Source organism: Afipia sp. GW821-FHT04G03 (assembly GCF_059419985.1).
This window is the reverse complement of the sequence record NZ_JBWKSV010000001.1, coordinates 1,070,479-1,096,467: the sequence shown is the minus strand read 5'-3', so window position 1 is coordinate 1,096,467 and position 25,989 is coordinate 1,070,479. Positions and strand designations below refer to the sequence as shown.

The following is a 25,989-nucleotide window of genomic DNA, read 5'->3' as shown; positions in this document are numbered from 1 at the left end:
ATCGAAGCGGACCAATCGGCGAAACCTTTGTCCGGCTGATCGATTACCCTGTCCGACCTGTCAATGAAGGAGTGATTCATGACGTACACCCGCTTCGGCGCAATGATTGCGACATCGACGATCGTGATGTTCGGCCTTATGTACTTGAACACCTACGCGCTCGACCACGTCTGGTTCAGCCAGACGCGGATGTGGATGGCGTTCGTGATGGGGGCCGTGATGGCCGTAATCATGCTCGCCTTCATGATGAAGATGTATCCGAATAGACAGGCGAATGTTGCGATCATTGGCGGCAGCATCCTGATCTTCGGTGTGGCCTTGTGGCTCGTTCGCGGCCAGCAGACCGTCGACGACGTTTCCTACATGAAGGCGATGATACCGCATCATTCGATCGCGATCATGACCAGCGAACGCGCGCACATCCGGGATCCCCGCGTCCGGAAGCTTGCCGACAGCATTATCGAGGCGCAGGTCAGGGAGATCGCCGAGATGGAGCAGCTGATCGGCGATCTTTCGCGCAATCCGCCGCGATCCGGAGCGCCCGATCTTCCGGCCAGGCAGGCGAGATGACCGATTTCGTAGGCGACGCCACCGTCCGTCAGAGAGGGGCCTTCAACTGATGGCCGGCGACGCATTACGGTTGTCGAAGGAGCGGGATCTCCGCCTCGACCTGTTTCGCGGCCTCGTGAACTGGGCAATCTTTGTCGATCACATTCCGAACAATGGCGTCGCATGGCTAACGACGAGGAACTACGGCTTCAGCGACGCGGCCGACATTTTTGTCTTCATTTCCGGATTTACGGCCGCCTTCGTCTACGCGAGGAGGATGGCGGTACAGGGGTTTATCGCGGGAACGGCCCTGCTGATGCGCCGCGTTTGGCAGCTTTATGTGGCGCACGTACTTCTGTTCGTTGCCTATGCGGCGGCCATTGGTTACGTCGCGCAGCTCGGTCACTCCCATCTGCTGGATGAATTCAACGTCGCCGGGCTGATCGAACAGCCGGTCGCTACGCTTACCCAGGGGTTGCTGTTGAAGTTCAAGCCTCTGAATCTGGACGTCCTTCCCCTGTACATCGTGTTGATGGCGGGATTTGCACCGCTGCTGATGTTGATGATGCGATTCCCGGATACGGCGCTGGCCGCGTCGATCACCGTCTACTTTCTCGCGCGTCATTTCGGCTGGAATTTTCCCGCGCATCCGTCCGGCGGCTGGTATTTCAACCCGTTCGCCTGGCAACTGCTGTTCACGCTGGGCGCCTGGGCGGCATTGGGAGGTTCCGGTCGGGCATATGCGTTGGCGCGTTCGCCGGTAGTCCTCGTGGCGAGTATCGCCTTCGTCGTATTCGCTCTTGTCATGACGTTGGGTGGCCGTTTTGATGCACTCGCGTCCTGGATGCCCGCTTGGTTGCTGGAAATCTTCACGCCCAACGACAAGACGAATCTGGCTCCCTACCGCGTACTGCATTTGTTGGCCCTTGCCGTCATCGTGATCCGGGTCGTGCCCGAAAGCTGGGCTGGACTGCATTCCCGCCTGCTGCGACCGCTTGTGATCTGCGGTCAGCGGTCTCTCGAAGTGTTCTGCGTCGGCATTTTTCTAGCGTTCGTCGGGCACTTTATTCTCGATATGTATTCGAACCATCCGGTGACGCAGATCGCGGTCAGTGTTGGTGGCTGGATGTTGATGACCAGCGTTGCATTCTACCGAACGTGGTCGCGTTCGCTTGACGCGCCTGCGCGACGCGAAGCGGTTGTCGTTGCGGATCCGAGGGCCAGTAATTTTCGCATGGAAGAGGGGAGTGCCAGATGATGAAACGTTTTGCGTTTGCGATCACCGCGACCATGGCTGGCGTCCTCGGCGGTCTCGCTCTCTTTATCTTCCTCGGCGTCATAACGTCGGTGCGGATGCACCCCTCTGGGAGATGACCCGGAAGGTCATCGAGATCGTCCGCGACCGCGCCATCGAAGTTCGAGCAAGTGGACTTTCAGTCGCCTGACCAACTTGCTCTGAAAGGCGCGGGGCAGTACGCCGCCTTGTGCGCGAATTGCCACATCGCACCGGGAAAGACGGTTTCGGAGGTCCGACCCAGCCTTTACCCCAAGCCGCCCAATCTCTCCGAGCGCGCATTCGATCCGCGAACGGGCGTTTAAGTTACAAACATGGCTTGAAGATGAGCGGTATGCCTGCATGGGGCCTCGGACATGATGACGGAACGCTCTGGAGCATAGTCGCGCTCGTGGAAAGCTGCCCGCCATGTCGGCACAGCAATACAGGAGATCGTGGCGAAAGCGCCCCGGACGAAGAGATGATGTCCATGGACAAGGGCGACGGTCACAAGCATGGCCACGGCTCGCCCAGGGTCGAAGCCGCTAGCCCAAGAGTCCTTCATCCGCATTAAGGAATGAAATCGGGAATGATGGGTGATCGATCATGGATGGAGTCGGCGTGATGTTGCGAATGCAAGGACGATAGTTCAATCGGTTTGTCGAAGTAACCCCAATGGATTGGTCGGTTTGATACGCACGGCTACGTTCATTTGCTCAGCACCTCGGGGATCTAGGCGATACCAATTTCAATCAGCGGGTAGTGTCACAGATGCGAAGAACTGTTACCATCTTCACACAGACATGCGTTCGATGCCGTAGAAGTTTGGATTAGACTTACACAAAAGGACGTTGGAGATCAGAACCATGAATGATCGATCGAACGATGACCGAGTCGGTCTAACCCGGCGAAGTGCAATTCAATTCTTAGCTGGGGTAACGATTTTGTCGCCGTCTTCAGCCTTCGCGCAAAGTCCAAGCATTCTTGTTCACAAAGATCCGAGTTGTGGGTGTTGCGAGGGTTGGGTGCAACATCTTCGAGCCGCCGGATTTGCAGTCAGGATCGAGGAGACCGCTGACCTTGGAGCTATACGAAAGCGGCTTGGAGTACCGGCGGACCTTGCCGCCTGTCATACGGCTGAAGTTGCTGGGTACGTCATCGAGGGCCACGTGCACGCGTCTGCCGTGCGGAAATTGTTGGAAGAAAATCCGGTTGCTATTGGATTGTCGGTTCCGGGTATGCCCGCGGGATCTCCGGGAATGGAGGGTGGCGAGCCACAGAAGTACGATGTTGTCCTTTTCGGAGCGAATGGCCGAGAGCTATTCATGCATTTTGTTGGATCCGAAATCAGAAGCTGAGTCACAGAGGGTTCGATGCCTTCCTCCCGGTAGGGCCTCTTCGGCTTTCGATGATACTCGAACGTTCGCAATGGACAGGGCGGGTATATGCTCAAGCATCTCATGCCGAAGGCTTTCCGCCAAACGGTCTGCGTCGGCCATGGGCATGTTGCCGGGCACGCGCACGCCGACGTCGGCGAGCAAGCGATGTCCCAGCCAACGCGCCTTGACTTCGAGAACTTGTTGCACGCCTTTGATGTGCCCAGCAGCGTACCTTATCTCGTCGGTGACCGCGGGATCGACTCCATCGAGCATCCGGACGAACACCGCCTTGGACGATTGCCATACAATGCCGAAGATGGCGATGGTGATCAGAAGTCCGACGATCGGATCCGCGAGCGGAAATCCCAGCCACACGCCGATCGCACCGAACACCACCGCCAGACTGGTGAAGCCGTCGGTGCGCGCGTGATAACCATCGGCGATAAGGGCCGCGCTGTTGATCTCGCGCCCGACCCGGATCCGGAAGACCGCCACGGCTTCATTCCCGAGAAATCCGATGATGCCGGCGGCCACCACCCAGGGAATGAAATCGATGCTTTGCGGGTGGATCAGGCGGTACACGGCTTCGTAGCCTGCGAACACGGCGCTGAACAGGATGATAGCCACAATGGCCACCCCGGCCAGATCTTCGGCGCGTCCGAGACCATACGTGAAGGTTTTGCTCGGCTTGCGGCGCGCCAGCACGAACGCGATCCAGAGAGGGATCGCGGTAACGGCATCCCCGACGTTGTGGATGGTATCGGCGAGGAGCGCGACGCTGCCCGAGATCACCACGACCACAAGCTGCAAGGCGGAGGTGACCGCCAGCACGATGAACGACCACTTGATCGCCCAGATGCCGCGTGTCGTCGTCGCGATGGTGGGATCTATCGACCCGTGCGTGTGGCCATGACCCTTGCCGTCGTCAGGCCCGTGACCGAGCCCCAGCGATTGCCCTTGGGACGACATACCGAACCAGTCCTGGATTTGCTTTAACATGTCGTACCCTCGGTTTCTATTCGGCCGCGCGGCTCGGGATGAATGCACTGTCGGGTTTCTTCTGTGTCTGGGCGGTTGCGAAGTAGGAGTAGAGTGCGGGCAGGACCAGCAGCGTCAGCAGTGTCGCGCTCAACAGCCCGCCGATGACGACGGTCGCCAACGGCTTCTGCACTTCGGCTCCCGTACCCGTCGCGATGGCCATGGGCACGAAACCCAGCGAAGCGACCAGTGCGGTCATGATAACCGGACGAAAGCGGGTGAGGGCGCCTTGGCTGATGGCCAGGTTCGTGTCGACACCTTCGAGAATTAGTTTCCGGATCTGGGTGAGCATCACCAGGCCGTTCAGGACGGCGACACCCGACAGGGCGATGAAGCCGACGGCCGCCGAAATCGAGAACGGCATACCGCGAAGCCAGAGTGCGGCGATGCCGCCGGTCAGCGCCAAAGGCACGGCGCTGAAGACGATGAGCGCGTCACGCGGCGACCCCAACGCGCCGAACAGGAGAAGATGTATCAGCAGAAAACAGCCCGGCACGACGATCATCAGACGCTGACGCGCGACGGAGAAGTTCTCGAACTGTCCGCCCCAGGTCAGGAAACTCCCCGGCGGGAGCTTTACCTGATCGTCGACCTTGGCCTGCGCCTCCGCGACCAGGGAGCCGATGTCGCGTCCGCGGACTTCGGCCGTCGCGACGACACGCCGCTTGCCGTTTTCGCGACTGATCTGGTTGGCGCCCTCGGTCTGCTCGAACGTCGCCACCGTCCGCAGCGGGACGGAGGACGAAGGAACGTTCGGATTGGCGTTCGGAAGCGGTACTGGAAGATCCTCGAGCGCCGAGATGTCGTTGCGCAGCGCATCGTTGAGGCGCACGACGATCTGGAATCGGCGGTCGCCCTCGAAGACGAGCCCCGCGGGGCGGCCGCCCACGGCTGTCTCGATCAGGTCCTGCACCGACGCGAGGCTGAGACCGCGCCGGGCTAACTCGGATTTGTCTATCTTGATCTCAAGGAAGGGAAGGCCCGCCGTCTCCTCTACCTTGACGCTCTCGGCGCCGTCAACCTTGCGCAGCACATCCGCGATCCGGGCTGCCGTGCGCTGCATCTCCGCAAAGTCGTCTCCAAAGACCTTCACCGCAAGGTCTTCGCGTACGCCCGCGATCAGTTCGTTGAACCGCATCTCGATCGGCTGCGAGAAGCCGACCTTGTTGCCCGGAAGCTTGGTGGCTTCGGCCTCGATGCGCTTGATCAGGTCGTCCTTCGTGATGCCGGGATCCGGCCACTCGTTCTGCGGCCTGACGATGATGTAGGTGTCGGACGAGCTCGGAGGCATCGGATCGGCGGCTAGATCCGGCGTTCCGGTCCGGGAGAAGACGAAGGCGACTTCGGGAAACTTGCTGATCTGGCGTTCGATCAGAAGCTGCATCCGCTGCGACTGCGCGAGCGCCGTGCTCGGCACCCGCTTCACCTCCATGACAATGTTCTTCTCGTCGAGCGTCGGCGTGAACTCCTGCCCGAGCCGGCCGAACAGAAGAACGGCGCCGACGAACAACAGCACCGCGATGGCCATTACCGGCAGCGGCCTTGCGATCGTCCGGCTCAGCAATGGCGCGTATCCGGACTTCAGCCGGCGGACGAAATAGTTCTCGTCCTCGCGTACGGGCTTCGAAACCGCGACCGCGATGGCGGCCGGCACGAAGGTGAGCGAGACGACGAACGCGGTCGCGAGCGCAATCATCACCGTCAGCGCCATCGGCTCGAACGTCTTGCCTTCGACACCCGTGAAGGCGAGCAGGGGAACGTACACCAGGATGATGATGATCTGGCCGTACACCGTCGGACGGATCATCTCCGACGTCGAAGCCGTCACGGTGGATAGCCGCTCTTCGAGCGACAGGGGTCGGCCCAGTTCGCGCTGCCGTTCGGCGAGATGGCGCAGGCTGTTCTCGGCAATGATGACGGCGCCGTCGACGATCAGGCCGAAGTCCAGCGCGCCCAGGCTCATGAGGTTGGCGCTGATTCGCCCCTGCAGCATACCGGTGGCGGTGACCAGCATCGTCACGGGGATCACGCAGGCGGTGATGAGGGCCGCGCGCATGTTGCCCAGCAGCAGAAAGAGGACGGCTATGACGAGGAGCGCGCCTTCGGCCAGATTGCTCGCCACCGTATGGATCGTCGCGTCGACCAGTTGCGTCCGGTTCAAGACGGTATGCGCATAGATGCCCGGCGGCAGGGTACGGCTGACCTCCTTGATCCGGACGTCGGCGGCCGCGGCTACCGTCCGGCTGTTGCCGCCGATCAGCATCAGCGCTGTTCCCAGCACGACCTCACGCCCATCGACGCTGGCGCTGCCAGTCCGCAGTTCGCGCCCGATCGCGACGTCGGCGACGTCCCGCACCCGCACGGGGATGCCGCCGCGGGTCGTGACGACGATGTTGGCGATGTCGTCCATGTTCTCGACGCGCCCGGCGGCGCGCACGACATAGCCTTCGCCGTTCTGCTCGATGTAGTTCGCCCCCCGGCTGACGTTGTTGGCTTCGATGGCCGCGATCACCTGGTCGAACGTCAAGCCGTAACCCACCAGCTTCGCCGGATCCGGCTGGACCTGGAACTGCTTGACGAAGCCACCGATGGCATCGGCGCCGGCGACGCCCGGCACCGACTTCATCTGCGGACGTATCACCCAGTCCTGCACCGTGCGTAAGTAAACGGTGCGCTGGAACTCGTCGGCCAGACGCTCGCCTTCGGGCGTCAGATAGCTTCCGTCGGTCTGCCATCCCGGCCGGCCGTCGCGGACGGGGGCGGTCGTGCCGGGCTTTTCGTATTCGACGGCCCACCAGTAGATCTCACCGAGCCCCGTGGAAACCGGCCCCATCCTGACGTCGACACCCGGCGGAAGGCTGGGCTTGGCGTCGTTGATCCGCTCCGACACCAATTGCCGGGCGAAGTAGATGTTGGTGCGGTCGGCGAACACCGCCGTGATCTGCGCAAAACCGTTCCTGGAGAACGACCGCGTTGACTCCAGTCCCGGTATTCCCGCAAGCGCGGTCTCCAGCGCGACGGTGACCTGCTTTTCGATCTCGACCGGCGTAAGCGATGGCGCGACTGCGTTGACCTGCACCTGGACGTTGGTCACGTCCGGAACGGCGTCGATCGGCAGCTTGGTCAGCGACCAGAGACCGGACGCGGCGGCGACGAGCGTGACGAGCAGGACCAGCCGCCTGCGCTTCACCGAAAAATCGACGATCCACTCGATCACCGCTCAGTCCTCTTCGCCGGGCTTCGAAAGTTCCGCCTTAAGCGAGAACGTGTTCGACACCGCGATGGTCTCGCCGGCCGAAAGGCCCGACACGATCTCGACGGACTGGCCGTCGCGCTGGCCCAAGACGACGTCGCGCTTTTCAAAACCGTCCTTGGTGCGGACGAAGACGGCCTTGCGGCCTCCGACGCTCTGGACGGCGCCGAACGGCGCGACCACGGGAGCGGTGTGTTCCTCGATGGCGATAGCGGCCGTGACGAACGACCCTGGTCTCCAGCGCCCGTCGGCGTTATCGATGGCTGCGACGACGCGCGCGGTACGGGTATCCTTGTCGAGCAGCGGGCTCACGAAGACGATCTTCGCGGTGCCTGCCTCCGGTTGTCTGCGCGTCGCGACGTTGACCGCTTGTCCCTCCTTGACCGCGGGCAGATCGGCCGAGGAGACGGATAGATCGATCCAGACGCGGCCGAGGTCGACGATGACGAAGAGTTCGGTTTCGAGATTGTCGCGACCGACGGCCGTGCCAAGTTCGACCCTGCGTTCAGCAATTCGTCCCGAGATGGGGGCACGCACGTTCTGGCTGCGCAGCAGGGCGTCGGGGGCTTGCGGAAGTGCTTCGATTTCATCCGTTCGCACGCCCAGGGCCAGCAACTTCTGGCGCGCAATATTGAGGCGCATCGAGGCCTGCGCCGCCGCATTGCGCGAGCGGATGTATTGCTGCTCCGGAACGGCGCGTCCCTCCCAAAGGGATTTGTCGCGGGCCGTCAGATCCTGCTGCAGGTCGTTCGAGAGGCGGGCCGCAAGATACTCGCTCTTCGCGTCGGCGACCTCGCGGCTCTCGAGGACGGCCAGAACATCGTCCTTGGTCACGTCATCGCCGATATTCTTGCGCAGTTCGGCGACCGTGCCCGACAATTTGACTGCCACATGGGCCACCCGGCCGGCATCGGGCACGACGGTACCTGGCACGGCGAGGCGCCTGGCGATCGTGGCGGGCCCGACGCTGCGCTCCTCGATCTCTGCAAGCTTAATGCGCTCGTCGTCCATCGCCACGACAATCGACTTGTTCGGGAAGCCGGCGGGCTTGGTTTCCCGCTGCGCGACGGCCGCCGGGGCCCCGAGACCGGCTACGCGCTGCAACGTCGGTATGCCGAACGCGAGTGCGGCACCGAGGGCAAACGCTGCGACGACGGTAATCGGTCGGATGGCCATGTGGATACTGACGGTTTCTAGTGCGGAAACGGCTGCGGCGCCGTCACAGGTATCGCGAGATCGCCTTGAACTCGGCGAGCACGCTTTCAGTCGATTTTGCCTTCCCACCGTTGGCGGCGGTGTCCAGGCAATGATCGACGTGATCGTGGATCAGCGTCTTCTTCGCCTCGCTGATGGCCTTCTCGACGGCATGAAGCTGCTGCGCGAGGTCGAGACAGGGGCGGCCGTCCGAGAACATCTCGATCACCTTGTGAAGGTGACCTTCGGCGCGCTTCAGACGCTTGAGGATTGCAGGATGAGTTACGTGAACATGATCATTGGGCATGGGAAGCATGTATCCCCCCAGGGGGGATAGGGCAAGGGGAATTGCGTAGAATAGGGGGGTAGGCTATATTGTCGCAATGAGCCATACAGTGAGGGAAAAGAAAAAGCTGCTTGCCCGCGTCCGCCGGATTAAAGGTCAAGTCGAGGCGATCGAGCGTGCGCTGGGAGAGGAGGCCGAGTGCGAGCGCATCATGCATATGATCGCGGGCGTACGCGGTTCTGTCGCCGGCTTAATGGCGGAGGTGGTCGAGGACCACATCCGGACTCACCTGGTCGATCCGCAGAAAAATCCGGGCGCGCTAAACGCGGATGCGGCGGACGAACTCATCGAAGTCGTTCACACTTACCTGAAATAGAGTTGGCAATTCCGTCGAAGCCATCGAGCCACGAAACCATGCTGACCTTCGGTCGCCGGCCCGCCCGAAATCGGGTTTGCCGCTAAAGTGCCGCAGCACCGCGCCGCCTCTCCTTGCGCTATTTAGATGTAGTTACTCACGCGGCCTGATCGTGGCGCGTAGGGCCTCAGCAGCTCTATCCGCTGAAGTGGCGACATTCCCGAAATCCCCGCGTAAGGCCTTGAGGGCCTGTCTCTCTTGCTCAATCTCATAGGACGTTCGAAAGCCGAGGCGGCGAAGGATCGGAACCGGTGGGCACCATCCGTGAATTGCGCGCTGAAAAAGAAAGCTCGTTACCAGCGCCGGAAGGGCGAGCCAGCGTCGATCTCTGCTCGCGAGCGTGACGCCGACGAATGCCAGAACCGGCGCGTTCAATATCCCACTCGCGCGCCGGCGCGTGGAGCCCTTCCGGGGTTTCGTCCAAATGGTGCGCGTAGTGGCGCACCCGAACTGCGATATCCCGCTGGATCTGCTCATTAATGCGGACGCTGATATGCGCCGGCAATCGATCGCATGTTCTGCATAAAACTGGTCCGACACAACGCGGCCGTCAGCACTTCGTTTCAAGCCGACTTGTTCGCACTCATGGCCTTTTTGCAGTGCCGGAATTCTCCTGTTGAGCAGCAGGAGCAAGGCTTCAGATGCTCCTGTCGGGAGGCTACCGATAAGGGTGGAGACCGGGGTGAAGTTAGGCATGACGCACCCGCCGGGATTTGACGCCAGCCTTACGCGTCCGGCAGAAAAGGTCGTGCAGCGTTGCAAACAGCCGCTCGATGCGCGAATCGGCAATGCGATACCAGACTGTCTGGCTTTCCTTGCGGAAGGTCACGATGCCTTCCTCGCGCAGCTTGGAAAGATGCTGGGAGAGAGCCGACTGGCTTATACCCACGGCATCGACGAGGGATCCGACGGTAGCTTCGCCGTATTCGACCAACTGACACAAGATCATCAAGCGTCGCTCGTTGGCCAGCGCGTTCAGAATTCCCGCAACTTCCGCGGCGTTCCTTTGAAAATCGGCAAGATCTTTCGAGGCGTTGGGCAATTTGTTCATCTTTTTGGTTGTCTATTATTCTGTTCTAATGTAGCAAGAGCTTATGAAATTGCCAACCATGGAATTGTCGTTGCGTCACGTAACGTTGATTTGCCTCCCGCTACGAGCCTGAGAGAAAAGGTGCGGATGCACGGTCTTATCTTCATTTCCATGCGCGGAACCGCGAGACGGCCGATCGGCTTGCTCGCGCTACTCTGCATTTTGGGGATCCTGGTATCGCTCGTGCAGCCGTCCTTTGCGCGCGGGTTTTCCAAAGCCGAACCTGCTCAGGCGGCTTTTGCTCAAAGCCATTCGGTTAAGGGCGGGAAACCATGCAAGCGGGTGGTTCCGGGCGCCGTCGGCACGTTGTGCAGTGTCGGTGCACTGATTGGGTTAGAGATCAATACGTCAGCAATTGTGGAACCCAGTCACGGCAAGGCCGGAATATTGCCCTACGCTGACAAGCGGCTCGAGGTGCAGTGGCTTGCCGCTCCCCAGTACCGGCCTCCACGGATCGACGCATAAGGTCAGCTTCGCGCTGACGCTATTATTGCGTCCATAGATCCCTTCGGAGACTTCTCATGACATCGCCATTAGCCGCGCTTCGTGCGGCGGCGCATCCGTGCCTGCGCGTGCTTTGCACAGCCGGATTGACCGTCCTGTTGGCCGCCTGCAATCAGGCAACGCTCCAGGAGGCGTCGTATGCGCCGCCCCGGCAGCCGCAATATCCCGCACTTACCGACAGCGCCTTCAAAATTCCAGCGGTCAAAGCTGAAACGATTGACCCAAAGTACGTCAAACGACGTGTCCGATACGCGACTCAACATCCGCCCGGCACCATCGTCGTCGATCCCTATGCCAAGTTTCTCTATCTCGTGCAGGAGAGCGGCTTTGCGATGCGCTACGGAGTTGGCGTGGGCCGTGATGGGTTCGGATGGACCGGAACGGCGGACATCCGCCGCAAGGCGCAGTGGCCGACGTGGACGCCGCCATCCGCCATGGTCGCTCGGCAGCCCGAGCTTAGGCAGTACCGTCAAGGCATGGTTGCGGGGATCGAGAATCCGCTCGGCGCGCGTGCGTTGTACTTGTTCCAGAACGGCAAGGACACGCTGTTTCGCATTCACGGGACCAACGAGCCGGAAAGCATTGGGAAGAATGTTTCGAGCGGATGCATCCGGCTCTTAAATCAGGATGTGATCGATCTCTTCGATCGTGTGCCGGTCGGGTCCAAGGTCGTTGTACTTTCAGAACAGGAAGCGCGTGCAGCCTCGTCAATCGAGGCCAATCTGCTCACCAAAGCTGAGGTGCTGAGATGATGCATTTTGTATCTCGCGCGATGGTGGCGCTCGCTCTGATATCAGCGATGCCCGAGGCGCAGGGCCAGCCCTTCGCCCAAGCGGCAACTCAGAGGCCCGATATCAAAGCCGACCTTCTGACGGGCAGCTCGGAAGCGGGAAAACCGGACGTCACCTGGATCGGTGTACGTGTAGACCTTGGTCCTGGCTGGAAAACCTACTGGAAATCACCGGGGGACGCCGGCCTTCCGACTGAGTTCGATTGGTCCGGCTCGTCGAACGTCGTCAGTGCTGAGGTGAACTGGCCTGCACCATCCCGGCTATCGATTCTCGGGTTCGAGTCGGTTGGGTACACACATGAGGTCCTGTTTCCCGTCAAAATCAAGGTCCGCGATCCAGGCATCGAGACGCGCATTCATCTAAAGATCGCGGTCTACGCTTGCAGCACCATCTGTGTGCGGGAAGAGCGCGTGCTCGGCGCCACGATACAGCCTGGCGCAAACGGACTCTCCCAGACGACCATCGATGCGTGGCGTTCTCGGGTACCGCGGCCTACGTCCAATGTGCTTTCCGTTCTGTCGGTCGAGCGGTCTCCGACGGGCCCAGCATCGATAAAGATCGAGATCGCCTCGACAAAGCCACTTGTTGCGCCCGATGCGTTCATCGAGAGCGATCCGGCATTGAGCGGCGACAAGCCTGTCGTGACCTTTGAGCATGGTAATCGGGCGTTTCTAACCATGAACCTGCCTGGCGAGACCGCCGAAAGCATCAGGACGCGTACGGTGACGGCGACCATCGTTTCCGACGGCGCAGCCGTCTTGGCCGTATCACCCTCACCGCAGGCAAACGGAGGAACTGGTGCGACGAGCCCAGTGGATCAGCCGGCGTCCGATGTACCTGGCGGTATGCTTGCTCTCATTGGCATCGCGCTCGTCGGGGGCTTCATTCTGAACCTCATGCCCTGCGTGTTTCCGGTGCTTTCGCTGAAGCTTCTTTCGTTCATTCACGGCAGCGCGGCCGATCGTGGCCAGGTTCGCAAGGGATTTGCTGCTACGGCCGCGGGAGTCCTGGTTTCCTTTCTTCTGCTGGCGGGCGGGCTTGCCGGCATGAAGGCTGCCGGCGCCAGTGTCGGATGGGGTATCCAGTTTCAACAACCCTGGTTTCTCGGTGGCATGGCGGTGGTCCTTGTCCTGTTCGCGGCGGATCAGTTCGGGCTTTTCAGCGTCCCGGTATCTTCAGGCTTCCTGACCCGGGTAAGCGGCATCGCAGGTGGCTCATCGACGACCTCGCATTTTCTGAGCGGATTCGTGGCCACGCTGCTTGCAACGCCCTGTTCCGCGCCGTTGGTCGGCACTGCCGTTGGTTTTGCACTGTCGCAGGGAACCGCCGAGATATTCGCAATCTTCACGGCTCTGGGCGTCGGCATGGCGTCGCCCTATCTGCTCGTCGTGGCCGTTCCTGCAATGGCAAACGTCATCCCACGGCCCGGGCCTTGGCTGGCATACGTCAAGCGGATCTTTGGTGTCGCGTTAGTCGTGACCGCCGGCTGGCTCTTGCTTGTACTTGGCGAGGTAGCAGGCCGGACGTTTGCGATCTCTCTTGGCGCGACATTGACGTTAGGGTTGGCCGCCCTGAGCCTGTTGAAGGGCGCCTCCCTGAAAATGGTCGCGACAGCCACGGGAACAATTGGATTCATCGTCGCTGTGCTTGCGGTATTCGCGCCGCAACCTCAAGCGTCCCCCCGGAGCGCGATACCCTGGCGCACGTTCTCAAGCAGCGATCTGCGGGTGCTCGTCGGTGCGGGTCGCACGGTGTTCGTAGATGTTACAGCGGACTGGTGCATCGCCTGTAAGATCAACAAGGCGCTTGTCATCGATAGGGAGGAGGTTGCGGGGCGTCTTTCTTCAGACGTCGTACCGATGCGGGCCGACTGGACCAGGCCGGACACCGAAATCGCACAGTTCATGCGTGAACACGGGCGCTTCGGCATTCCCTTCAACATCGTCTTTGGCCCCAGAGCTCCGGACGGCATCGCTCTTTCGGAATTCCTATCAACTTCGTCTGTATCGGCCGCTTTCAATGAGGCTGCAGCAGTATCAAATATCCCCCCACAGAAGGTCACCCCATGAAAAAGTCGATCATTGCTGTCGTTGTCGCTTCCACGCTCTCTCTCGGGGCGCTTATTAACTTCGTGCCGGGAGCACGAGGCGAGACCGCAGACGCTTTCAGGGAAAGCGTGCTCCGTGACCCGGACATTCCGCCGATCGGAAATCCCCAGGGTGATATCACCATCGTTGAATACTTCGATTATCAGTGTCCATACTGCAAGAAGGTGGCCCCCGAGCTTCTTAAGATCGCGAAAGAGGATGGCAAGCTGCGCATCGTGATGAAGGACTGGCCGATCTTTGGCGGCGCTTCGCAATATGCAGCGAAAATGGCTCTCGCGGCCAAATATCAGAACAAGTACCATGAGGCGCACGCAGCGCTCATCGGAGCCAGCACGAGACTGAACGAAGAAGTCGTTCAAAAATTGCTTGGAGAGGCCGGTGTCGATGTCGATCGCGCGAAGCGAGACATGGAAACCTACAAGCCTGCGATAGAAGCGCTGTTGGCTCGCAACAATGAACAGGCCGAGGCATTCGGCTTCCAGGGTACGCCTGCCTTCATTATCGGGACATTCAGGGTGCCGGGGGTACTGGATGCCGCCGGCTTTAAACGAGCCATCGCGGATGCGCGGACTGCGGCGCAGAAAAAGAAATAGACGCCCATGAGCGGACGGTTGTGGCTTTCGAACATGGTGGATCTCTGGACCATGAAGCCGACAGCAACTGACCGATTTTATCTGAACGACTTGGGCGGTTCGGGTCACAGTACCGCATACGAGATTGAGAAGAACGCCAAGTTTCAATGGCTGCGTTCTTCGTCCGAACATCAAAGTGAGGGCGTATGTGTGGTGTATTGCTGCTGTGTCAAGGTACGGACCCCAGATGTCGGAGGCGCAAGGAGCCGCAACTGCAAGGGTGCGTTTCGAAGACAGTCGTACGAACGTCCCCGCGCTTATTACGGCGACCACCAATGCCGGTTATCCTGCGAAAATGATGCAGTAAGACTCACGCACGTTGAAGCAAGTCGATTTCCGTATTCGAGTGTTCGCGCATGACGCAACTTCAATCGACCGTTACTTGTCCGCAGTGCAGTCATCATTCGTTGGAGACGATGCCGACCGATGCATGTCAATTCTTCTATGACTGCAAAGGGTGCGGAGTGCGCTTGAAGCCAAAGGCAGGCGACTGCTGTGTGTTTTGCTCATACGGCTCAATCTCGTGTCCGCCCATCCAAGAGGGGAGTTCGTGTTGTGTGACGCGTTAAAGGGCAGGGTTCCGCCGTGCGATTAAAAGTTAATGATGGTGCAATTTAAGTCTCCCTCCGGCGAGGGCCGTCTTGTTGGATTAGTCCAATTGATGCGTAACAGCCCTTATGGACAGCCATAAGCGCAGTACTCAGGTTGAACGGCTTGAGGTGGTCGAGACTGGTCGCCGGCGGCGCTGGTCGGATGACGAGAAGCTGCGGATCGTAACCGAGAGCTTTCAAGCGCCGCGCGCGATATCGTCGACAGCAAGGCGCCATGGCATATCACGTTCGTTGCTGATGACATGGCGGCGCTCGTTCGGTCTCGAGCCGATAAGCCCTCAAAGCGAGCAATCCGGCTTTGCGCGGGTCGTCCTTGCCGCTGAGGTCGAGCCGACGGTTGCTGCCACGCCGACGAGCGGGCAGATGGTGATCATCGTTGGCAGGGATCGTCGGGTGATTGTCGATGCCGGGGTCGATGCGGCCGCCCTGGCGCGGGTGCTGCAGGTTCTGGAGGGTCGATGATCCCGATCTCGTCGAGCGCACGCATCTGGATTGCGACTGGCTATACCGACATGCGCAAGGGCATGCAGGGTTTGTCATTATTGGTGCAGGAAAGCCTTGGTCGTGATCCGTTCGCTGGAGATGTCTTCGTGTTCCGCGGACGCAGCGGCTCGCTGGTCAAGGCCTTGTGGCACGATGGAATTGGATTGTCGCTCTACGCCAAGCGGTTGGACCGTGGCCGTTTTGTCTGGCCAGTGACGGTGGGCGGTGTGGTAGGGCTGACCGCGGCGCAGATGAGTTATCTGCTGGAGGCAATCGACTGGCGCAACCCGCAGCACACGTGGCGACCACGGAGCGCAGGCTAGGCTCAAAAAAAGTTCTGAGGTGCGGAAGAAAAGACGCCTCAAATCGCCCCTTTTGTGATTCCATCAGGGCCATGGGTGCCGGCCTTGAATCGCTGCCAGACGACATCGAAACGCTGAAAGCGGCATTGATCGTTGCTCGCGCGGAGGCTGCGACCGCCCGCGCTCGGCAATCCGACGACCAGGCATTGATCGCTCATCTGAAGCTGCAGATCGAGAAACTCAACCGCGACCGCTATGGCCCGCGCTCGGAGCGTACGGCGCGGCTATTGGATCAGCTCGAACTGACGCTGGAGGAGCTGGAGAGTTCGGCGACGGAGGACGAACTCGCAGCCGAAATGACCGCGGCCAAAACCACGAAGGTAGCGTCGTTCACGCGCAAGCGGCCGTCGCGCCAGCCGTTCCCGCAGCATCTGCCTCGCGAGCGGGCGATCGTGCCGGGACCTGTGGCGTGCGCCTGCTGTGGCGGCGGGCGGCTGTCCAAGCTTGGCGAGGACATCACCGAGACGCTGGAGGTGGTCCCGAAATCCTGGAAGGTGATCCAGCACGTCCGCGAGAAGTTTACTTGCCGTGATTGCGAGAAGATCAGCCAGGCCCCGGCGCCGTTCCATGTGCTTGCCCGCGGCTGGGCGGGGCCAAGCCTGCTGGCGATGGTGCTGTTCGAGAAATTTGGTCAACATCAGCCGTTGAACCGACAAGCTGAGCGCTACGCCAAGGAGGGCGTGCCGATCAGCCTATCGACCCTGGCCGACCAGGTCGGCGGCTGCACGTCGGCGCTGATGCCTTTGTTCAAGCGTCTGGAAAGCTACGTCCTGAGTGCGGAGCGGTTGCATGGGGACGACACGACGGTCCCGGTGCTGGCCAAGGGCAAGACTGACACCGGCCGGATCTGGGTTTATGTGCGCGACGACAAGCCGTTTGGCGGTCAGGCACCGCCGGGGGCGGTGTTCTATTACTCACGTGATCGCGCCGGCGAGCATCCCCAGGCGCATCTGGCCAACTATACCGGCATCTTCCAGGCCGATGCCTATAGCGGCTATGGCAAGCTCTACGAGCCTGGCCGCGCGCCTGGACCGATCCTGGAAGCGGCCTGTTGGGTCCACGCCCGGCGTCCGTTCTTCGTGATGGCTGATCTGGCCGAGAACGCGCGTCGAAAGGCCCAGGGCAAGAAGCCGGCAGTGATCTCTCCGCTGGCGCTGGAAACAGTACGCCGGATCGATGCCCTGTTCGAGATCGAGCGGGCCATCAACGGTCAGAGCGCCGAAAGGCGCAAGACGGTTCGCCAGGAACTCAGCGCGCCGCTGGTGGCCGATCTGGAAGCCTGGATGCGTGTACAACGCGCCAAGCTCTCGCGCAGCAACGATGTCGCCAAGGCCAAGGCAAACCTCTCAGATGCCGGGATTGTATGGAAGACGGAAGCGCTGGAGGCTCTGCGCGCGGGAGCTGACATCGACGCCGTCGAACTTCCGGAACAGGACAGTCTACGCAACGAGGTTTCCTATGTAATCGGTGCGCTCAACAATTCCGGACATCGTCAGGCATCGGAGGCTTTTCTGGGGTTTCTGAGTTCACCTGAAGGGCAGGGCGCCTATGCCAAATTTGGGTTTGTGAAAGCCAGCGGCGATGAGCTGGTTCTGAAGCCTATCGAATAGCTGGATCTTAGTCGACGCGTGGTGCTGAATGCGGCATACTCCACGAGGCTTTCAGCTGCGGCTGTAGGGAGCGGCGGCTACCGCGCGATGTTGGCGCCACCACCGGTTCGAACCTACTGATGCGAGGCGGTATGTTAATAGCGAAGCCACCCCAACATCCTATTGCGCCTGGAGCCTGACGCCATTCTGGGGTTGCAAGTTGCAAGCGCCACCATGTGGTAAGGGTGAAAGTCTAGGAGGGCTTGTTCTTAGTGTCCGACTCAAAATGATTTCATTTGATTTCAAGCTCTTGCGAGTCGCCGCGTGAGGGTTCGGATGTGGGCGACGTACGCCCAGGCAACAGCGCTGGCGATGGTCGCTTCGAAATCCTTTGCCAGTCTACGGCAGCGACCGAGCCATGCGAAAGTACGTTCGACGACCCATGTACGTGGCAGAACTTCGAAGCCCTTCGCCGTGTCGGAGCGCTTGATGATTTCTATCGTCCATTCGCCGATGCGCTTTAAGGCCGTGCGCAGTTTCTCTCCGGCATAGCCACCATCGGCGAAGATGTGGCGCAGCCAGGGATAGCGCGAGCGGATCGCAGCAAGGACGCACGGAGCGCCATCGCGGTCCTGAATGTTGGCTTCGTGCACGACGAGCCCGACCAGGTTGCCTTCCGTGTCGGTGACGATGTGGCGCTTGCGGCCCTTGATTTTCTTTCCTGCATCATAGCCCCGTGGGCCACCGCTTTCCGTGGTTTTCACCGACTGGCTGTCAATCACGCCAGCCGTCGGGCTCGCCTCTCGGCCGGCCGCCTCGCGCGACGCCATCACGAGGGTGTAGTTGAGAGAGGCAAAGAGTCCGCCGCGCGACCAGGCGTAGAAATAGCCCTGCACGGTCGAGTAGGGTGGGAAGTCCTTGGGCAACTGCCGCCATTGGCAACCGGTGGACGCAATGTAGAGGATCGCATCTATCACCGTTCGCATGTCGGTCGCGCGTGGACGCCCGAGCGCCGATGCAGGCGGCAGAAGTGACTCCATCACAAACCACTCTGCATCGGTCGTATCGCTTCCATATCGCAAGCCCTCGCGCCTATAATGTCGGCGAGTGATTTCGGTCCAGGCCATCGTGCTCTCCCTCGAATCTTTGCAAATCCGAAGGAATCACAACTCGCTGAAATCACTCAGCTTCTTTTTCAGTCCGGCTCTTAGGTTTTTGAACGCAAAGTTCATGCGTGAAAACGAGCGCCCCGGCATTCCATTCAACATCGTTTTTGGTCCCAAAGCCCTCGATGGCATCGCCCTTTCGGAAATCCTTTCCACTTCGGCTGTATCGACCGCATTCGACGCGGCTGCGGCAGTATCAAGTAACTCGTCACAGAATTAGGTCACGTCATGAAAAAATCAGTGGTCGCTGTTGCCATTGCATGCGCGCGTTCTGTCAAGGCCCTTATTAGTAACCTGCCCAGAGCGCGAGGCGAGTGCGCAGATGCGTTTAACGAAAGCGCGCTCCGGGACCCTGAAAGTCTATCGATCGGAAATTCGGAAGGTGATCTCACAATCGTTGAATACTTGGATTATCAGTGTCCCTATTGCAGAAAAGTCGCCCCCGAACTTCTTAAGATCGCAAAAGAGGATGGCAAGCTGCGGATCGTGATGAAGAATTGGCCGATCTTTGGCGGAGATTCGCAATACGCGGCGAAAATGGTTCTCGCGGGAAAGTATCAAAACAAGTACCACGAAGCGCACGGAGCGCTCATAGAGGCTCGCACGAAACTAAGCAAAGGTAAAATTCAAAAACTGCTTGAGGAGGCCGGAATTGATGTAAATCGCGCGAAGCGAGACTTGGAAACCTATAAGTCGGCCATAGAAACTCTGTTAGCCCGCGACAGTGCGCAGGCTGAGGCATTCGGTTTCGGAGGGACACCTGCCTTTATTATTGGAACAGTCAGAGTGCCGGGGGCCATGAATCCGGCTGGCTTTAAACAAGCCATTGCGGATGCTCGGGCTGCTGAGCGGAAAAAGTAGCAAGCGCCTTGAGAACGGACGACGTGGTCAATGAAACATTGCAAGGCTCAGGTCTTAAGATGTGCGCCTTCGCCTGTTCGCAATAGTTGTTCGGTGGAACTGAACGAGTTGAGATTGATGCATCCACCGCTTCCGAGATAGTTAGCGCGCTTCTGTGGCTCAAGTCGGACTAACATTCGTTATTGAAGGGAGATATGAGGCGCGGGCCGCGGAGGTCGGATGAAGAGACTACGTTAGCGGACGGGACCTAGCCCTAGGTAGTGTGGACTCTAAGAAGTCCCTTTTAGGAGCAAATCAGATTCAAGGCTGCTTTTGGGGAGGCAGTCTTGGGTGTGAAGGACCGTTTGGTTTTGAGCGACGCGGCTTGGGAGGGGATGGCGCCGCTGATTATCGGTCGACCTGACCAGAAGGGCCCGACCGGGCGCGACAACCGGATGTTCGTGGAAGTGCGTACGGGCTCTCCCTGGCGTGATCTTTCGGAGGCGTTTGGGGATTGGAACAGCGTGTTCCGGCGCTTCAGTCGATGGAGCATGAAGGGCGTTTGGTGGCGGATCTTCGAGACGATGTCCGATGATCCGGACTTCGAATATCTGATCGTCGATTCTACCATCGTCCGGGCGCATCAGCACGCCGCCGGGGCGAAAAAAGGGGGTCTGAAGATCAGGCGCTCGGCCGCTCGCGCTGTGGCCTGAGCACCAAGATACATATGCCCCAGCGCCATTTCGTGGAATGCGGCTTCATCATGCTCAAGCAGTTCCGCCGTGTCGCAACCCGCTTCGAAAAGACCGCTCGAAATTACCTGGCCGTCGTCACTCTCGCAGCAATCATGTTATGGATGCGATAAGTGTCCATTCGAGTGCTGAATCTGCATGGAATTGCAGATGTATTTTCCGAGCTGATCCATGGCCGGAAAGGTACGAATTTCGGATGCGACCAAAGCCAACTCAGTAGCCGGCACGTCCGGAAAGCCGGAACTCGCGTTAAGAATGCAAAGATCGTCGGGCACCGCCGACCTGGCCAACAATGTCACTGCGAGTCCGGAAGAGACAGCCGCAAGAACACCGGTGAGACTCGCGCTTGCGTATGCGATGCGCCATGGTCGACCCTGCACTTCCAGCGCGTGGATCGCGCGCTCCCGGTAAAGACAGCCGCGTGGAAATACAGCTAAGGGAATCGGCTCGATGTCTGAGCGAGCTACATTCTTCCTGGATCCCACCCAGACCAACTCTTCGGGCCAGGATTTAAGACACGGCCCGGAGCCAACTTCTCGTTTCATCAAGGCCAGATCAAGTTCACTCAGGCGCAACAACGGCTCCACCTCCGCCGTAAGCCCGCAAACCGTATCCACCCTTATGTCGGGGAATTCATTGCCGAAGCTCGCCAAAAGATCGGTGAGATGTTTCGCTTTGAAATCCTCCGGAAGCCCGAGGCGGACGATCGCTCTTGGTGCTTTCTTTTTTCCAACGACGTATTCCGCTTCCCGGACGAGCTTCAGTATCCGCTGCGAGTATTGCAGGAGAGCTTCTCCGTCTTCGGTCAGCGAAATTTGCCCCGGGGCGGTGGTGCGGTTCAGCAGCGCGGCGCCAAAGATGAGTTCGAGCTTTTGGATCTGCTGGCTGACGGTGGATTGCGTGCGGTGAACGCGTTCAGCCGCCCGCGTAAAGGAACGCGATTCGACCACTGCCACGAAGCTCTGCAGCAAATCGATGTCCAGCATGTTTTACTTATCCGAATACCCACTAAGTGATAGATGTTAATTTAATTTCCCAATTACTGCAACCCCTGACAAGTAGAAGCTTCCACTGAGCGTTTGGGGGCTTTGATATGACGAGAAAGCGGCGCAGCGAACTGCAATTCACCGGACTGGAGCGCTCGCTTCAGCGCGCCTGGGCCAAAGGCGCCGGCCTGATTGATGAGGAGTTCGAGCGGCCGATGATCGCGGTCGTGAACACCTATCAGGATTTCTCGCCCGAGAACTTTCACCTGCGACAGGTGTCAGAAGCCGTCTGTGCCGGCGTGCGCATGTCGGGTGGCACCCCTTGCATGTTTAACACGTTCCACGTGACCGACTCCGAGACTTTCGCGTCGGTCGGAATGCGCTACGTCCTGCCGAGCCGCGACGTGGTTGCGGACATGATCGAGCTGATGGTCGAAGGTCACCGGTTCGATGCGATGGTGCTGATCGGCTCCGGTGACAAGGTCATGCCCGGCATGGTCATGGCCGCCGCGAGACTCGATCTGCCCTCGATCATGATCTATGGCGGGCCGACTCCGGTCGGCCGATACCGGGGCAAGAAGGTCTTTCTCGAGACGGTGTACGATGCCGTCGGCGAGCACATCAGGGGCGAGCTTTCGCTCGAAGATCTGAAGGGGTTGGAGGACAATCATTTTCCCTTCTCGGGCGCCTGCGATACGGCAACCTCGGGCAATACCGCTGGCATCTACACCGAGGCCCTGGGTCTCGCCTTGCCGCATTCCGGCACGCTACCGGCCGGCTCGAATTATCAATTGCGCGCCGCAAAATACACCGGCATGCGCATCATGGACCTGCTGCGTGACGATGTCCGCCCCTCGAAGATCCTGACCAAGGCCGCTTTCGAGAACGCGATGCGCGTCGGTATGGCTGTCGGCGGCTCGACCAACATGGTTCTGCACTTCATGGCCATGGCGAAAGAAGCCGGTGTCGATGTCTCCTTCGATACCTGGGACAAGCTCTCGCGCTCGACCCCCACCCTGGTCAAGCTGGCGCCCTCGGGCCCATGGGGGGTCACCGAGATGAACGATGCCGGCGGTGTGCCGGGCGTGATGAAAGGCTTGGGTAACCGCATCAACCGCGAGACGCTGACCGTTTCGGGAAAAACCACGGGTGAGATCGTCGATGCCGCGATCATCGAGGACGCCGATATCATCCGCTCGCACGACAATCCAGTGGAGGCGGAAGGTTCGCTCTTCATCCTCAAGGGCTCGCTCGCCCCGGGCGGCGCGGTGGTCAAGGCTTCTGGCGTGACCAAGGCAATGTGGAGTTGCTCTCTCACGGCCAAGGTCTTCGAGGATGAGGAAGCAGCGATCGACGCGCTACGCGCCGGTTCTGTCAAGCCCGGCACCTGCGTCATCATCCGGAACGAAGGCACCAAGGGCGGTCCCGGAATGCGCGAGATGCTCGGCGCCACGTCGGCGTTGATGGGCGCGGGCCTCGGTGAAACTTGCGCCCTCGTCACCGACGGTCGATTTTCGGGCGCCACCCACGGTCCGGCCATCGGCTATGTCACGCCGGAAGCGGCGCGTGGCGGCGTGATCGCAGTGGTCGCCGATGGAGATCGCATCGTCATCGATCTCAATGCTCGAAAGCTCGATCTCGACGTGTCCGACGCAGACATCGCGCTGCGCTGGAAAGCCTACGTGGCTCCAGAGCCCCGCGTGAAGCGCGGTTACCTCAAATTCTATTCCGAGCATGTGGCGCCCGCGTCGGAAGGCGCGGTTATGCCGCGCTTCTGAAAGGGCGAGTTCATGTCCAAGCCGCGACTGACGTTTCCTGGTCAAAAGCCTGAATGGCTGACCTTTGATTGCTACGGAACCCTTATCCAATGGGATGAGGGGCTCCAGGCGGCAGTCGAGAAGATTATCGCCAGACAGAACGGAGCGGGTCTCGACGCAAAAACGCTGATCCAGGTCTATGACAAATATGAGCACGATCTCGAGGAAGGGCGACCTCACAAATCTTTCCGTACCGTTGCGGGCGAGGGCCTTCGCTTGGCGATGGAGGAGTTGGGGCTGTCCTACCGCCCGGGCGACATCGAGATCCTGACGTCCGGTATATCGCTGATGCCGCCTTTTCCGGAAGTTGTCGACGCATTGGGTGAACTGAAGGCGAAGGGCTTCAAGCTTTGTATTGTCTCGAACACCGATGACGACATCATCGCCGGAAATGTGGCCCAACTCGGCGGCCATATTGACAGCGTTATAACCGCACAGCAGGCCCACGCTTACAAGCCGAGGCGAGAGATCTTTGAATGCGCGCATGATGCGCTCGGCGTGAAGAAGGACGAGATCGTCCACATTTGCGCCAGCCCTCACCTTGACCTCGCGGCGGCGCGCGACATCGGCTTCCGCTGCATCTGGATCGACCGCGGCACGGGCCGCAAGCCGCTTCCCGATTACATCCCAGACAGGATTTTCCAACGGCTCGACGGGGTGCCCGAATTTTTCAGGTCTATCGGGTGGGCCTGAGGCAATCCAGCCAATGCGATCAAATGCGTCAAAACGGAGAGAGGATTAAGCCATGGACATTCTGAGATCGGTTTTGGTCGGCGCGGCGACTTTGGTGTTCAGCACCGCGGCATTCGCGCAAGCAACAGTGAAGATCGGCCTAACCGGTCCGCTGACCGGCGGTTCGGCGCCACTCGGAACATCCATTCGAGATGGTGTCAAACTCGCCGTGTCCGAAATCAACGCCAAAGGCGGCATTGGCGGACGCAAGGTGGAACTGGTGGAGCGGGATGACGAATCCAAGCCGGAGCGCGGAGTCCAGATCGCACAGGAACTCATCAACAACGACAAAATCGTCGCGGCGGTAGGCATCGCAAACACGCCTGTGGCTCTCGCCGCATCACGATTTTATCAGGAGGCCAAGACCCCGATCATCATCCCGGTTGCGACGGGTTCGCTGGTAAGCCGGCAATTCCTGCCGCCGGAGCACAAGGAGAATTTCATTTTCCGCATTGGTGCCTTCGACACGATCCAATCAGCCATGATGGCGGAGGAAATGGTGACGACGAGGCGGATCGCCAAGGTAGCGGTCCTGGCGGACTCCACCAATTACGGTCAACTCGGCAAGGACGATCTTGTGGCGGCCCTCGACAAGATCGGTGTGAAGCCGGTGTCGATCGAGAAGTTCAATGTGAGAGACGTTGATATGACCCCTCAGCTTCTCAAGGCGCGGGCCGCCGGGGCGCAAGGCGTATTTGGCTATGCGCTGGGACCGGACTTGGCCCAGATCGCAAACTCAATGGCGAAGATCGGTTGGAAGGTTCCATACGTCACGAGCTGGAATTCCTCCATGTCGAATTATATCGACAATGCCGGTTCCAATGGCGAAGGCGTGTTCATGCCGCTGACCTTCATCCAGGATGGCGGTGCGGGCCCACGCTGGCGAGACTTTATCCGCGCCTATCAAAAAGCGTACTCGATCGAGCGCATCCCGAGCCCGTCTTCGGCAGCTCAGTCCTATGATGCCATGTTGATCCTTGCCGCCGCGATCGATCAGGCCGGCCCCGACGCCAGTGGAGAGAAGATCAAGCGGGCGCTCGAAAGCCTCGCAAAGCCTATCGAAGGGGTCATTGCGGTCTACAACAAGCCCTTCAGCGCAGAGGATCACGAAGCAACGGAGCCGGCTCATGTCGTCTTCGGCGAGGTCAAATCCGGTCAGGTCGTATTTGCCAAAGAGTCCGACAAGGGAAAGGTCGGGCGCTGATTGCGCCCGGCGTACCCGTGATCCGGCCTGACGCGTCCGAAGTTCGAAGTGAGGCTGCCACATGTTTGATCTGTTGCCCCAGGTTCTCGTCAGCGGCGTTTCGCTTGGAATGATCTACGGCCTCATCGCATTCGGTTATCAACTCACCTATGTCACGTCTCGAACCGTGAATTTCGGTCAAGGTGAGGCGCTTGCCGTCGGTGCGCTTGTCGGCCTGAGCCTTGTCAATTTTCTGGGCTTCTGGGCGACAATTCCTGCCGTGATTGTTTTCGGCGGGATCTATGGTCTCGCTGTTGAGAGGGTCGCCATACGTCCGGCGCTCCAGAGCAAGTCCGAAGGGTGGATTCTTGCGACCATCGCTGTCGGCATCATCGTGAAAAACGTGTCAGAGAACATTTGGGGCAAGGAGGACGTGCCCTTTCCCTCGCCCTTGCCGCAGGTTCCGATTCAGATCGGCCAGGCCTTTGTCATGCCGATGGAAATCCTCATTGTCGTCGGGGCACTTCTCTTGATGCTGCTGGTTGAGGGCTTCAACCGATTTACGTTGATGGGCCGGGCCTTCGTCGCCACCGCAGACGATCGCGATGCGGCCGGGCTAATGGGCATCGATACGTCGAAGGTTATCGGGGGGTCCTATGCGCTGTCCTGCGCCATCGCCGCCTATGCCGGTGTGCTGATGGCGCCGGTCACGCTGACCGGCGCCGGCATGGGCCTCGTGCTGGCGCTCAAGGGCTTCGCAGCCGGCATTCTCGGGGGACTGACCTCGGGCCTTGGGGCGGTGGTGGGCGGGCTCATTATCGGCATCGCCGAGGCAATGACGGCCTTCTATATCTCGACCGGCTACAAGGAGGTGCCGGGCCTGGTCATCCTGCTTGTAGCGCTCGCACTGAAGCCCGAAGGCCTGTTCGGCAAAGTTCTGGCGAGGAAAGTGTAGG

Annotated in this window: 24 protein-coding genes and 1 pseudogene; 18 read left to right on the top strand and 7 right to left on the bottom strand. The window is 59.9% G+C overall.

The features are described from left to right. Positions 1 to 78: 78 nt before the first annotated feature. The 3 genes from AC07UB_RS05350 (at position 79) to AC07UB_RS05340 (ending at position 3,180) form a co-directional block, all read left to right on the top strand. The gene (locus AC07UB_RS05350; RefSeq protein ID WP_494651848.1) at positions 79 to 570 is read left to right on the top strand and encodes a DUF305 domain-containing protein; all 492 of its coding nucleotides are present in this window, start codon (positions 79 to 81) and stop codon (positions 568 to 570) included. A gap of 49 nt (positions 571 to 619) precedes the next feature. Then, on the top strand, positions 620 to 1,807 hold the full coding sequence (locus tag AC07UB_RS05345) for an OpgC domain-containing protein (protein ID WP_494651849.1): 1,188 nt from the start codon (positions 620 to 622) through the stop codon (positions 1,805 to 1,807). Between the two features lie 881 nt (positions 1,808 to 2,688). Then, positions 2,689 to 3,180, top strand: coding sequence for a DUF411 domain-containing protein (locus tag AC07UB_RS05340; RefSeq protein WP_494651850.1), 492 nt, complete (start codon positions 2,689 to 2,691; stop codon positions 3,178 to 3,180). On the opposite strand, the gene AC07UB_RS05335 is transcribed toward AC07UB_RS05340, so the two are convergent. Genes AC07UB_RS05335 through AC07UB_RS05320 form a run of 4 tightly spaced genes read right to left on the bottom strand, consistent with a single transcriptional unit; the run spans position 3,142 to position 8,993 of the window. Continuing rightward, positions 3,142 to 4,200, bottom strand: a complete 1,059-nt coding sequence (locus AC07UB_RS05335) for a cation diffusion facilitator family transporter (protein WP_494651851.1) — start codon at positions 4,198 to 4,200, stop codon at positions 3,142 to 3,144. The two genes, AC07UB_RS05340 and AC07UB_RS05335, sit on opposite strands and share 39 nt — an antisense overlap. A gap of 16 nt (positions 4,201 to 4,216) precedes the next feature. Further along, positions 4,217 to 7,456: an efflux RND transporter permease subunit gene (locus tag AC07UB_RS05330; protein ID WP_494651853.1), complete on the bottom strand. Its 3,240-nt coding sequence runs from the start codon at positions 7,454 to 7,456 to the stop codon at positions 4,217 to 4,219. A 3-nt stretch (positions 7,457 to 7,459) separates the two neighbouring features. Beyond that, positions 7,460 to 8,668: an efflux RND transporter periplasmic adaptor subunit gene (locus AC07UB_RS05325; RefSeq protein WP_494651854.1), complete on the bottom strand. Its 1,209-nt coding sequence runs from the start codon at positions 8,666 to 8,668 to the stop codon at positions 7,460 to 7,462. A gap of 43 nt (positions 8,669 to 8,711) precedes the next feature. Continuing rightward, positions 8,712 to 8,993: a metal-sensing transcriptional repressor gene (locus AC07UB_RS05320; RefSeq protein WP_494651855.1), complete on the bottom strand. Its 282-nt coding sequence runs from the start codon at positions 8,991 to 8,993 to the stop codon at positions 8,712 to 8,714. 76 nt (positions 8,994 to 9,069) lie between these two features. Here AC07UB_RS05320 and AC07UB_RS05315 point away from each other — a divergent pair, with 76 nt between their 5' ends. Then, positions 9,070 to 9,348 carry a metal/formaldehyde-sensitive transcriptional repressor gene (locus AC07UB_RS05315; protein WP_494651856.1) on the top strand — a complete coding sequence of 93 codons (279 nt, stop codon included), beginning with the start codon at positions 9,070 to 9,072 and terminating at the stop codon, positions 9,346 to 9,348. A 727-nt stretch (positions 9,349 to 10,075) separates the two neighbouring features. Here AC07UB_RS05315 and AC07UB_RS05310 read toward each other — a convergent pair. Continuing rightward, positions 10,076 to 10,438 (bottom strand): ArsR/SmtB family transcription factor, encoded by a 363-nt coding sequence (locus AC07UB_RS05310; RefSeq protein WP_494651858.1) that lies wholly within the window; start codon positions 10,436 to 10,438, stop codon positions 10,076 to 10,078. Between the two features lie 126 nt (positions 10,439 to 10,564). Between AC07UB_RS05310 and AC07UB_RS05305 the strand changes: the two genes are divergently transcribed. The 8 genes from AC07UB_RS05305 to tnpC all read left to right on the top strand — a co-directional run bounded on the left by AC07UB_RS05305 (position 10,565) and on the right by tnpC (position 17,578). Next, positions 10,565 to 10,942, top strand: a complete 378-nt coding sequence (locus tag AC07UB_RS05305) for a hypothetical protein (protein WP_494651859.1) — start codon at positions 10,565 to 10,567, stop codon at positions 10,940 to 10,942. Positions 10,943 to 10,998: 56 nt separating this feature from the next. Continuing rightward, entirely contained in the window at positions 10,999 to 11,733 is a 735-nt protein-coding gene (locus tag AC07UB_RS05300) for a L,D-transpeptidase (RefSeq protein ID WP_494651861.1), read from the top strand. Then, positions 11,730 to 13,841, top strand: coding sequence for a protein-disulfide reductase DsbD family protein (locus AC07UB_RS05295; RefSeq protein WP_494651862.1), 2,112 nt, complete (start codon positions 11,730 to 11,732; stop codon positions 13,839 to 13,841). The genes AC07UB_RS05300 and AC07UB_RS05295 overlap by 4 nt, the downstream gene beginning before the upstream one ends. Beyond that, the gene (locus tag AC07UB_RS05290) at positions 13,838 to 14,473 is read left to right on the top strand and encodes a DsbA family protein (RefSeq protein ID WP_494651864.1); all 636 of its coding nucleotides are present in this window, start codon (positions 13,838 to 13,840) and stop codon (positions 14,471 to 14,473) included. The genes AC07UB_RS05295 and AC07UB_RS05290 overlap by 4 nt, the downstream gene beginning before the upstream one ends. Before the next feature lie 395 nt (positions 14,474 to 14,868). Then, the gene (locus tag AC07UB_RS05285; protein WP_494651866.1) at positions 14,869 to 15,081 is read left to right on the top strand and encodes a GDCCVxC domain-containing (seleno)protein; all 213 of its coding nucleotides are present in this window, start codon (positions 14,869 to 14,871) and stop codon (positions 15,079 to 15,081) included. Positions 15,082 to 15,189: 108 nt separating this feature from the next. Then, a complete protein-coding gene (gene tnpA / locus AC07UB_RS05280; RefSeq protein WP_494651867.1) occupies positions 15,190 to 15,585 on the top strand; it encodes an IS66-like element accessory protein TnpA in 396 nt (131 codons plus the stop codon). Next, on the top strand, positions 15,582 to 15,929 hold the full coding sequence (gene tnpB / locus AC07UB_RS05275) for an IS66 family insertion sequence element accessory protein TnpB (RefSeq protein WP_494651869.1): 348 nt from the start codon (positions 15,582 to 15,584) through the stop codon (positions 15,927 to 15,929). Before tnpA ends, tnpB begins: the two co-directional genes overlap by 4 nt. Before the next feature lie 71 nt (positions 15,930 to 16,000). Next, entirely contained in the window at positions 16,001 to 17,578 is a 1,578-nt protein-coding gene (gene tnpC, locus AC07UB_RS05270) for an IS66 family transposase (protein ID WP_494651870.1), read from the top strand. A 281-nt stretch (positions 17,579 to 17,859) separates the two neighbouring features. Here tnpC and AC07UB_RS05265 read toward each other — a convergent pair whose 3' ends face one another. Then, on the bottom strand, positions 17,860 to 18,684 hold the full coding sequence (locus AC07UB_RS05265; protein WP_494651871.1) for an IS5 family transposase: 825 nt from the start codon (positions 18,682 to 18,684) through the stop codon (positions 17,860 to 17,862). 267 nt (positions 18,685 to 18,951) lie between these two features. On the opposite strand from AC07UB_RS05265, the gene AC07UB_RS05260 reads away from it, so the two are divergent. Then, on the top strand, positions 18,952 to 19,584 hold the full coding sequence (locus AC07UB_RS05260; protein WP_494651873.1) for a DsbA family protein: 633 nt from the start codon (positions 18,952 to 18,954) through the stop codon (positions 19,582 to 19,584). A 326-nt stretch (positions 19,585 to 19,910) separates the two neighbouring features. Continuing rightward, a pseudogene (locus AC07UB_RS05255) lies at positions 19,911 to 20,428 on the top strand (IS5 family transposase). Here AC07UB_RS05255 and AC07UB_RS05250 read toward each other — a convergent pair. Then, positions 20,414 to 21,301: a LysR substrate-binding domain-containing protein gene (locus AC07UB_RS05250; protein ID WP_494651875.1), complete on the bottom strand. Its 888-nt coding sequence runs from the start codon at positions 21,299 to 21,301 to the stop codon at positions 20,414 to 20,416. The pseudogene AC07UB_RS05255 and the gene AC07UB_RS05250 sit on opposite strands and share 15 nt — an antisense overlap. A gap of 107 nt (positions 21,302 to 21,408) precedes the next feature. Here AC07UB_RS05250 and ilvD point away from each other — a divergent pair, with 107 nt between their 5' ends. From ilvD to AC07UB_RS05230, 4 genes are all read left to right on the top strand, one after another. Further along, complete coding sequence (gene ilvD, locus AC07UB_RS05245) at positions 21,409 to 23,079, top strand: dihydroxy-acid dehydratase (RefSeq protein WP_494651877.1); 1,671 nt, start codon at positions 21,409 to 21,411, stop codon at positions 23,077 to 23,079. Between the two features lie 12 nt (positions 23,080 to 23,091). Further along, positions 23,092 to 23,811 (top strand): haloacid dehalogenase type II, encoded by a 720-nt coding sequence (locus AC07UB_RS05240; protein WP_494651878.1) that lies wholly within the window; start codon positions 23,092 to 23,094, stop codon positions 23,809 to 23,811. A 52-nt stretch (positions 23,812 to 23,863) separates the two neighbouring features. Further along, on the top strand, positions 23,864 to 25,054 hold the full coding sequence (locus tag AC07UB_RS05235) for an ABC transporter substrate-binding protein (protein WP_494651880.1): 1,191 nt from the start codon (positions 23,864 to 23,866) through the stop codon (positions 25,052 to 25,054). A 61-nt stretch (positions 25,055 to 25,115) separates the two neighbouring features. Further along, positions 25,116 to 25,988, top strand: coding sequence for a branched-chain amino acid ABC transporter permease (locus tag AC07UB_RS05230; RefSeq protein ID WP_494651882.1), 873 nt, complete (start codon positions 25,116 to 25,118; stop codon positions 25,986 to 25,988). Position 25,989 lies beyond the last annotated feature (1 nt).